The 8,314-nt window shown below is 53.0% G+C and carries 5 protein-coding genes; 3 read left to right on the forward strand and 2 right to left on the reverse strand.

What is annotated here, in order from left to right; translation table 11 throughout:
* The first annotated feature begins 522 nt into the window (after positions 1-522).
* Positions 523-2,868, forward strand: coding sequence for a clamp-binding protein CrfC (gene crfC / locus ACERY3_RS21210; RefSeq protein WP_058842075.1), 2,346 nt, complete (start codon positions 523-525; stop codon positions 2,866-2,868).
* Positions 2,865-3,740, forward strand: coding sequence for a diguanylate cyclase regulator RdcB family protein (locus tag ACERY3_RS21215; RefSeq protein WP_033144442.1), 876 nt, complete (start codon positions 2,865-2,867; stop codon positions 3,738-3,740). The genes crfC and ACERY3_RS21215 overlap by 4 nt, the downstream gene beginning before the upstream one ends.
* A gap of 44 nt (positions 3,741-3,784) precedes the next feature.
* Here the strand turns inward: ACERY3_RS21215 and kdgT are convergent, their stop codons facing one another.
* Positions 3,785-4,777 (reverse strand): 2-keto-3-deoxygluconate transporter, encoded by a 993-nt coding sequence (gene kdgT, locus ACERY3_RS21220; RefSeq protein ID WP_033144443.1) that lies wholly within the window; start codon positions 4,775-4,777, stop codon positions 3,785-3,787.
* A 648-nt stretch (positions 4,778-5,425) separates the two neighbouring features.
* Here kdgT and proP point away from each other — a divergent pair.
* Positions 5,426-6,928, forward strand: a complete 1,503-nt coding sequence (gene proP / locus ACERY3_RS21225; protein ID WP_029740241.1) for a glycine betaine/L-proline transporter ProP — start codon at positions 5,426-5,428, stop codon at positions 6,926-6,928.
* 33 nt (positions 6,929-6,961) lie between these two features.
* Here the strand turns inward: proP and ACERY3_RS21230 are convergent, their stop codons facing one another.
* Positions 6,962-7,915 (reverse strand): nickel/cobalt transporter, encoded by a 954-nt coding sequence (locus ACERY3_RS21230; protein WP_058842074.1) that lies wholly within the window; start codon positions 7,913-7,915, stop codon positions 6,962-6,964.
* Between the last annotated feature and the right edge of the window lie 399 nt (positions 7,916-8,314).

Here is an 8,314-nt window from a genome sequence, read left to right on the forward strand (position 1 = left end):
CAAGTATAGCGCAAATCCACACGTTTGTCGGTGACATTGTGAATTAAAAAAATGCAAAAAGCGTATCGGGAGTGACACTTCCTGTCAGTCAGTTAAGCGATGCTTACCTCATTAACACGTTGGGAAGAAATGACGCTAAATATATCGAATATTTTATTGCAGCAAATTGCTACGCTCCTTCATTTCGGATAAGGTGAAGCGACACATTGTTATTTATCTCCTGACTTCGCTGCCATCCATATCTTTTGGCAGGGGCGTATTACCTCTCTTTTTAGGTGGGTAAATAATGATGATATATCCTGAAGTTTCTTAAAATTGGGCTACGCTTTTTTCCTTTGGCCATCAGGCCAGGAGGGGAGCTATACACGCCATGCAAGGATAGCGAATTATTTCTGATTATCATCAATCAGTTATATTTCGGCGGACATGTTTTCCACACGTGATCATATAAGCCTGAACAACATAATTAATACCAGTGGCTTAATAAAAGTAATAAATTTGCGTTAAGGAAAGGCTTTTATCATGCACACACAGACCATTTTTGAATTAAGCCAGGAAGCTGAGCGTTTGCTACAGCTCGCCCGGCAAAACCTTGATACGTTGAAATCAATACCGACTGCGATGCTGGAGAGCACCGCGGCTGCTATTACGGGTGAAAAGAACAACGTTTTACCTTTGCATTTTAGCGCGCGCGGTGTCGAAGCGCAGCAGGCGATGCTGAATAATGAATTACGAAAAATAACCCGGCTGGAAATGGTCCTGGCTATTGTTGGCACTATGAAAGCGGGGAAATCGACCACCATTAATGCGATTGTGGGGACCGAAGTGTTGCCGAACCGCAATCGTCCGATGACGGCGCTTCCTACCCTGATTCGCCACACGCCGGGTCAGAAGGAGCCGGTGCTGCATTTCTCACATGCCTCGCCCATTGATGAATTGATCCAACTGCTTCAGAAAAAGCTATGCGATTACGATCGCGGAAAGCTGGCCCAGCATCTGGAAATTGATAAAGACATGAATACGCTGCTGGAGCGCATTGAAAAAGGAGAGGCTTTTGAGAAGCATCACCTGGGCGCGCAGCCGATATTTCATTGTCTGAAAAGCCTCAACGACCTGGTGAGGCTTTCCCAGGCGTTAGGGGTGGAGTTTCCGTTCTCTGAGTATGCGGCTATCGAACATATTCCGGTGATTGAAGTGGAGTTCGTGCATCTTGCGGGTCTGGATGCTCATCTCGGACAGCTGACGCTGCTCGATACGCCCGGGCCGAATGAGGCCGGACAGCCGCACCTGCAAAAAATGCTAAGCGAGCAGTTGTCCCGCGCGTCGGCGGTGCTGGCCGTGATGGATTATACCCAGCTTAAATCCATCTCTGATGAAGAAGTCCGCCAGGCCATTTCCGCGGCGGGAAAATCCGTGCCGCTGTATGCGCTGGTCAATAAATTCGATCAGAAAGATCGCAATAGCGACGATGAAGAGCAGATCCGGGCGATGATCTCCGGCACCTTAATGAAAGGCAATATTTCGCCTGGCCAGATCTACCCCGTTTCGTCCATGTGGGCCTATCTGGCGAACCGCGCTCGCTACGAGATGAGTACCCACGGACAACTGCCGGATCATCAGGAGCAACCCTGGGTACAGGACTTTGCCGAAGCGGCGCTTGGGCGACGCTGGCGTACGGCGGACCTGGACGATATCGACCATATTCGTCATGCTGCCGATTTGCTCTGGGAAGATTCGCTTTTCGAACAACCGATACGCAAACTGATTTACGCCGCCTATGCCAATGCCTCGCTTTACGCGCTGCGTTCGGCCTCGCATAAGCTGCTCAACTACGCACAAAATGCCCGGGAGTACCTCGACTTCCGCTATCAGGGGCTGACGGTTGCCTTTGAGGCTCTGGAACTGAATATCGCACGTCTGGAAGAGGACATGGCGCTTCTCCAGACGCGTCAGAGCGTGGTGAGCGATGAGGTGAAACATGAAGTTGAGGAGGCGCTGAACGCCACCGCGGACTTTATGGGAGCGCAAAAAACCGCGCTTAACCAGGCGATTGGCGAGGTGTTCAGCGCTCAGCATATTCTTGATTTAGCAGGCATCGATCGGCAGAACCCTCACGGTGACGAGCTGAAGCAGCTGGTTCTGGACGATGAAGGGCAGGCGCAGATCGCGCTGAGTAAAATTCGCTCCTCCTGCGAACTGGTGATGCTGGATGCACAGACGAAAATCTGCCGGGAGCTGGCGTTACGCTTCGACCAGCTTGAATCTACGCTGGCGCGTTCCCTGAACGAAGCCATGCGCCCCATCGAAACGCGTATTAAAGAGCATCTGAGCCATGCGGGTTTTCGGGCGCGAATCAGTTTCCCGGCGTTTCAGGCTCACCAGCTCAACTTCAATACGCGGGCGCTGTTTAACGACGCGATAGCGCAGGATGACAGCCAGGCAGGCCCGTCATCAGGCGGGAGCAGCATGCGAGAAACGGTCTCTCGCTGGCTCAATAATCCGGGCTGGGGCTGGGATGAGTATGTGGAAACGCGCACGCGATATGTTATCGATATTGCGCAGCTACATGACAAATTTAAGCAACATATTGAGCTGTTTTGTGAACAAATACGTAAAGCTTTGTCCGCGCAGGTCGATGTCTCTGTTACGGCAGGAATGGCGACGTTCTTTGCAGAATTCTCGCTGTGCCTGACCGGGTTACAGGAAAGCTTGCGTGATAGCCTCGCAGTGCGTCAACAGAATGAGCATTCAACCCGAGCGCTCTGCCAGCTGTTGAAGCAAAGTATTACGACTGCGGCGTGGATACAGGAAGATACCCGACTGTTACGCGATGATATTCAAACTCTATTCGCGGCAGAGCAACCATGACAACACCACTACTGGACGGCCCCGGGCGAACGCTGGAGTGTATTAATCCAAAATTTATGGTCGATCTGGTTCAGGGAGTGGACGCGGCGCGTCATCCTCACCTGGGACCACAACAGCTTCAGTTTCGTGAGCGTTTGACTCAAGAAATCATGACGCATACCCGGCTGCGCCCCTGGGCGATGGCGGGTATGCTCAATGAAAATGCGGCGCTGCGCCTGGGGCTGGCGGAAAAACTGGCCGGCATGCTTGACCCGGGTCATCTCGCGCTGACTCTGATGGCAGAGAAACTGATTGCTTTGCGCCAGCAGACGCACCCGCGCGCCCAGCAGTCCCCCGGTCTGATGCAGCAGTACGCTGAACTCGCTTCTCATTTTACCCAACGCGCCGCCTATAAAGAGAAGGCGCTAACCCAGCGCGGGCTGACGGTGCAGGCGGGTGAGCACAGCGAGCAGATTTTTACCCGCTGGCGGGCCGGGCATTATGATGGCTGGTCGCTGGCCGGGCGCTGTTTTATCGTCCTGGAAGAGCTGCGCTGGGGGGCATTTGGTGACGCATGCCGCCTCGCGAATGAAGATGTGGCGGCAATGCTTAAGGATAACCTGCGCAGCATGGCGGCTAACTATCTGGCGCAGGGCATCAATGCGTCACCCACGACCCGCCATTTCTATCACCAGTGGCTGACAACGCCGGCCTCTCCGGGTTTAATCGATCATAAAGACATGCTGGGGTGGCTGGGGGACTGGTGTCAGGCGGATCAACATCCGGTGAGCTGGTCAGTGACGCAAAACTGGCAGACCGTCGCGCTGGGCATGCCGAGACTCTGTTCGGCAAAACGGCTGGTGGACGGGATGGTGGAAGAGATTTTTGGCTAAATCTCTCCCCCTCTCCCCATTGGGAGAGGGAACGGTGCGGTGTGTTAATGATTCATTTCTATCGGCTTCGGTTCAGGCAGGGTCTCTTGCATATTCCCGTAGCGTTTCGCATACAGCGCCGTGATGATGGGGACCAGAATCGCGGTGACGATCACGCTCGCGGCAACCAGCGCCGTCGCTGAAGCGGCGACCGGTTCGAAGGCCGGGTTAATTTGGGCGATAATCACCGGGTTTGCGACTGCAGCACCCGCGGCTGAAGAGGCGGCGACGCCGGCCGTGCCGTTTCCTCCTCCGATGACGCGGTCGGCAATAATCAGCGGAATACCGGTGATGACGATCACGGCGACACCCAGCACAATGCCCAGCAGGCCGGTATCGAGAATGACCTTCAGGTTGATGGTGTTCCCCAGTGCGAAACCGAAGAACGGGATCAGCACCGGCGTGGCTTTGCTGAAGAAATCACGCAGATCGCGATCGAGATTGCCAAGGGCGAAACCGACCAGGAAGGGCAGGATCGCGCCGACAAAGTGGTGGGGTTCAAACGAGGCCAGGCCAGCAGACCCCAGGATCAGCATCGTCATCAATGGGCCGGACTCCAGAGACATCAACACAAATGCGCCGGACTCTTCTTTCGTCCCGTACTGATTCATCAGGCTGGCGTACAATCCGCCGTTGGTCATATCCATCGCTGAGACGATCGCCAGGACCGATAAACCCGCAAAGAACCCGGTCTGAATTCCATTCTCCGGAATGAACATCGCGCATATCATTGCCACCGCCCAGGCTACGGCTATTTTGGTGATCACCAGCGTTCCGGATTTCCGTAATACTGTCCCCGTTGCCCGTAAATTAATGGATGCGCCGATACAAAAAAACCAGACGGCAAGAATGGGAACCGTGCCTGTTATCATGCCTTTTGTGAAACCGCCAAAATAAGCTCCGGTATTGGGAGCAAGGGTATTCAGGATCGCGCCCAGTACCAGCGGAACCAGCATCATGCCGCCGGGTATACGTTCTATCGTGGCTTTAATCTTCATAGACAAACCTCACATCGGATCCCGCAGTACGGGGGATAGGTGTTAAAAATTAGTCAATAAATTCAATTGATTGCTCGTATTGCTTGCGGTGTTTTTTCGAAAGCCCTGCAACAAAATTAAATGCGTGCTCTCAATTAACCTTTTCCTTAAACACGTAAAACGCTGAATTCGGATTTATGATGCGATCATTGGAATATTGATTCAATGAAAATAAAACATCGTTTTAGTTATCTTTATCACATATTCAATGTAAAACCTGAGGCCGGTTCCTGCTGATGAAAATTTATGTAAACCTGATGTGAATTAATGTGGTTTGTTTTTCTGTTACGAAAGAAATAATGACGTGCGGGAGGATGTTCTTTAGGTGGGGTAAGGAAGTACTTATTGGCACTCCTTGACAAAAATTTGCCTGAGCTGACCAGACACGAAAATATGTGTGAAGTTGATCACAAATATAAACGCTGGTAGGGTAAAAAGGTCATTAACTGCCCAGGCAGGCGTCAACAGGTTCGGTTGTATCGACGTAAAACGTCAATGTAAGTAAACCTGCTACGCTTGAATAAGGCGATTCGCATGGAGCGGATCCCATGGTTCACAGAACGCTAACTGAACTGTGAAACAGACAGGGCCGAGTCAACGAGGATAGCTATGCTAAGAAGGAAAAAGATTAAACCCATCACGCTTCGCGACGTCACCATCATTGATGACGCAAAGCTGCGTAAAGCCATTACCGCAGCCTCGCTCGGTAATGCGATGGAATGGTTCGATTTTGGTGTCTACGGCTTTGTGGCCTATGCGTTAGGTAAAGTGTTTTTCCCCGGGGCCGATCCCAGCCTGCAGATGATCGCCGCACTGGGTACGTTCTCCGTTCCCTTCCTGATTCGCCCGCTGGGCGGTCTGTTCTTCGGTATGCTCGGCGATAAATATGGTCGTCAGAAGATCCTGGCCATCACCATCGTCATTATGTCGATCAGTACATTCTGTATCGGCCTTATACCGTCTTACGCCACCATCGGCATTTGGGCACCGATTCTCCTGCTGATATGTAAGATGGCGCAGGGCTTCTCCGTGGGCGGTGAATATACCGGTGCCTCGATCTTTGTTGCCGAGTATTCCCCGGACCGTAAGCGCGGATTTATGGGGAGCTGGCTGGACTTCGGCTCGATTGCCGGGTTTGTCATGGGCGCGGGCGTAGTCGTACTGATTTCAACCGTGGTGGGTGAAGATAACTTCCTCGACTGGGGCTGGCGTATCCCGTTCTTCCTGGCATTGCCGCTGGGGATTATTGGTCTTTACCTGCGTCATGCGCTGGAAGAGACGCCTGCTTTCCAGCAGCACGTCGAAAAACTGGAACAGGGTGACCGCGAAGGGCTGCAGGATGGTCCGAAGGTGTCGTTCAAAGAGATTGCCACTAAGCACTGGCGCAGCCTGCTGACCTGTATTGGTCTGGTGATTTCGACCAACGTGACCTACTACATGCTGTTGACCTACATGCCGAGCTATCTGTCGCATAACCTGCACTACTCGGAAGATCACGGTGTGCTGATTATTATCGCCATCATGGTGGGTATGCTGTTTGTGCAGCCGATTATGGGCCTGTTGAGTGACCGTTTTGGTCGTCGACCGTTCATTATTCTGGGAAGCGTTGCGCTGTTTGCTCTGGCAATTCCGGCATTCATTCTGATTAACAGTGATGTGCTGGGGCTGATTTTTGCCGGTCTGCTGATGCTGGCGGTGATCCTTAACTGCTTTATCGGGGTGATGGCTTCAACGTTGCCCGCGATGTTCCCGACGCATATTCGCTACAGCGCGCTGGCCGCGGCCTTTAACATCTCAGTGCTGATTGCCGGTCTGACCCCGACGCTTGCCGCCTCGCTGGTCGAGAGCACGCAGAACCTGATGATGCCAGCTTATTACCTGATGGTGATTGCGGTGATTGGTTTGATTACCGGCCTTACCATGAAGGAGACGGCGAATCGCCCTCTGAAAGGCGCAACGCCTGCGGCGTCTGACATCCAGGAAGCGAAAGAGATCCTGCGCGAGCACTACGATAACGTAGAGCAGAAGATTGAGGATATTGACGCAGAGATTGAAGAGCTGCAGAAAAAACGCTCCCGACTGGTGGACCAACATCCACGCATCAACGAGTAATAAAGAAACCCGCCAACGGCGGGTTTTCTTTTATTAGCATCCGGCAGCGATGTAGTCACCATTGGCGCTGATGGGGATCACCGTCAGAAACAGCACCGTCGCGAACAGGATCAGGACTACCCCTCCGGCTATTTTTACTGCTGGCACCAGCCATCTTAATGAAGCGCTTTCTCCGAACCAGGTCACCGTGCGCTCGCGGGCGTAACGTACAGCCAGGGAAAGCCCCACAATAGAAAGTGCGGTGCCCAAAGACATGGTCATGACCGCGGCCACCCCCCAGGTGACAATGCCCAGCGCGTTCGAAAACATCAGAATCATGATCGCCCCGCTGCACGGGCGTGCGCCAATCGCCAGAATGACGCCCAAGCGCGTTTTCCAGTCGCCTTGTGTCAGGTTTACCCCCACGCCGTGGTGGCCGCAGCCACAGTTTTCGTCATGATGATGAAGCGGCTTGATGGCGGAGATAGTCATCCTGCGCGGGCGCAGGCTCTTCAGCGCCTGATAAATGACAAAAGCACCGAATGCGCCAATAAGCACTGCGCTTATCTTCTCCACGTACCAGCGGCTGGTACTGATATCCCCTGAGGCGAGGTTAAACCCCACCGCCAGAATAAAGACAAACAGAATGGCGCTGACGCCCTGCATCAGGCTACCCAGGAAGGGGACAACCCGGGCGGCCAGTTCGGTTTCCTTATTGGTGGTCAGATAGGTCGTCACGATGAACTTTCCGTGTCCGGGTCCGATGGCGTGAAGGACACCATAAAGGAAAGCCCCCGTTAACAGCCATAATCCGCCGCTGTACTGGTGGTTATTAAGCTGCAGCAGATACATCACCAGATAGCGGTGCAGCGTAATTTGCGTGGCGAGACACCACTGGATAAAAGCGTTCCAGTGCGCATGCAGGGTAAAACCCGCAAAGAGGATTGCCAGCAGCAGCAAACCTGCGGTAGGGAGACGCCAGTCGCGGGCGAGGCGTTGTGTGGTCATGAGGGGGGCCTGCACAGGGGAGATTATTTGCCGCCAGTATAGTTGATCTTCCCGCTCAATTCGTAGGATCGCATCGCGATTCGCTCATGATTGTGGATAACTTTGTGCATAAAAGGGTATAAGGCGGGGTTTTGCTGTGGAATGCAGCAGTCAGTCATTTTTCTGACATTTAGCGGTTGCGGCCTGCTGAGAACTCCCTATAATGCGCCTCCATCGACACGGCGGATGTGAATCACTTCACACAACAGCCGGTTCGGTTGAAGAGAAAAATCCTGAAATAACGGGTTGACTCTGAAAGAGGAAAGCGTAATATACGCCACCTCGCAACGGTGAGCGAAAGCCGCGTTGCACTGCTCTTTAACAATTTATCAGACAATCTGTGTGGGCACTCAAAGTGAC

It is taken from the genome of Enterobacter cloacae complex sp. ESBL7 (assembly GCF_041679625.1).
Lineage (GTDB): Bacteria > Pseudomonadota > Gammaproteobacteria > Enterobacterales > Enterobacteriaceae > Enterobacter > Enterobacter asburiae_B.

Coding starts and splice junctions, on each gene's coding strand:
- crfC (WP_058842075.1), top strand. CDS start 523: ATGCACACACAGACCATTTTTGAATTAAGCCAGGAAGCTGAGCGTTTG.
- ACERY3_RS21215 (WP_033144442.1), top strand. CDS start 2,865: ATGACAACACCACTACTGGACGGCCCCGGGCGAACGCTGGAGTGTATT.
- kdgT (WP_033144443.1), bottom strand. CDS start 4,777: ATGAAGATTAAAGCCACGATAGAACGTATACCCGGCGGCATGATGCTG.
- proP (WP_029740241.1), top strand. CDS start 5,426: ATGCTAAGAAGGAAAAAGATTAAACCCATCACGCTTCGCGACGTCACC.
- ACERY3_RS21230 (WP_058842074.1), bottom strand. CDS start 7,915: ATGACCACACAACGCCTCGCCCGCGACTGGCGTCTCCCTACCGCAGGT.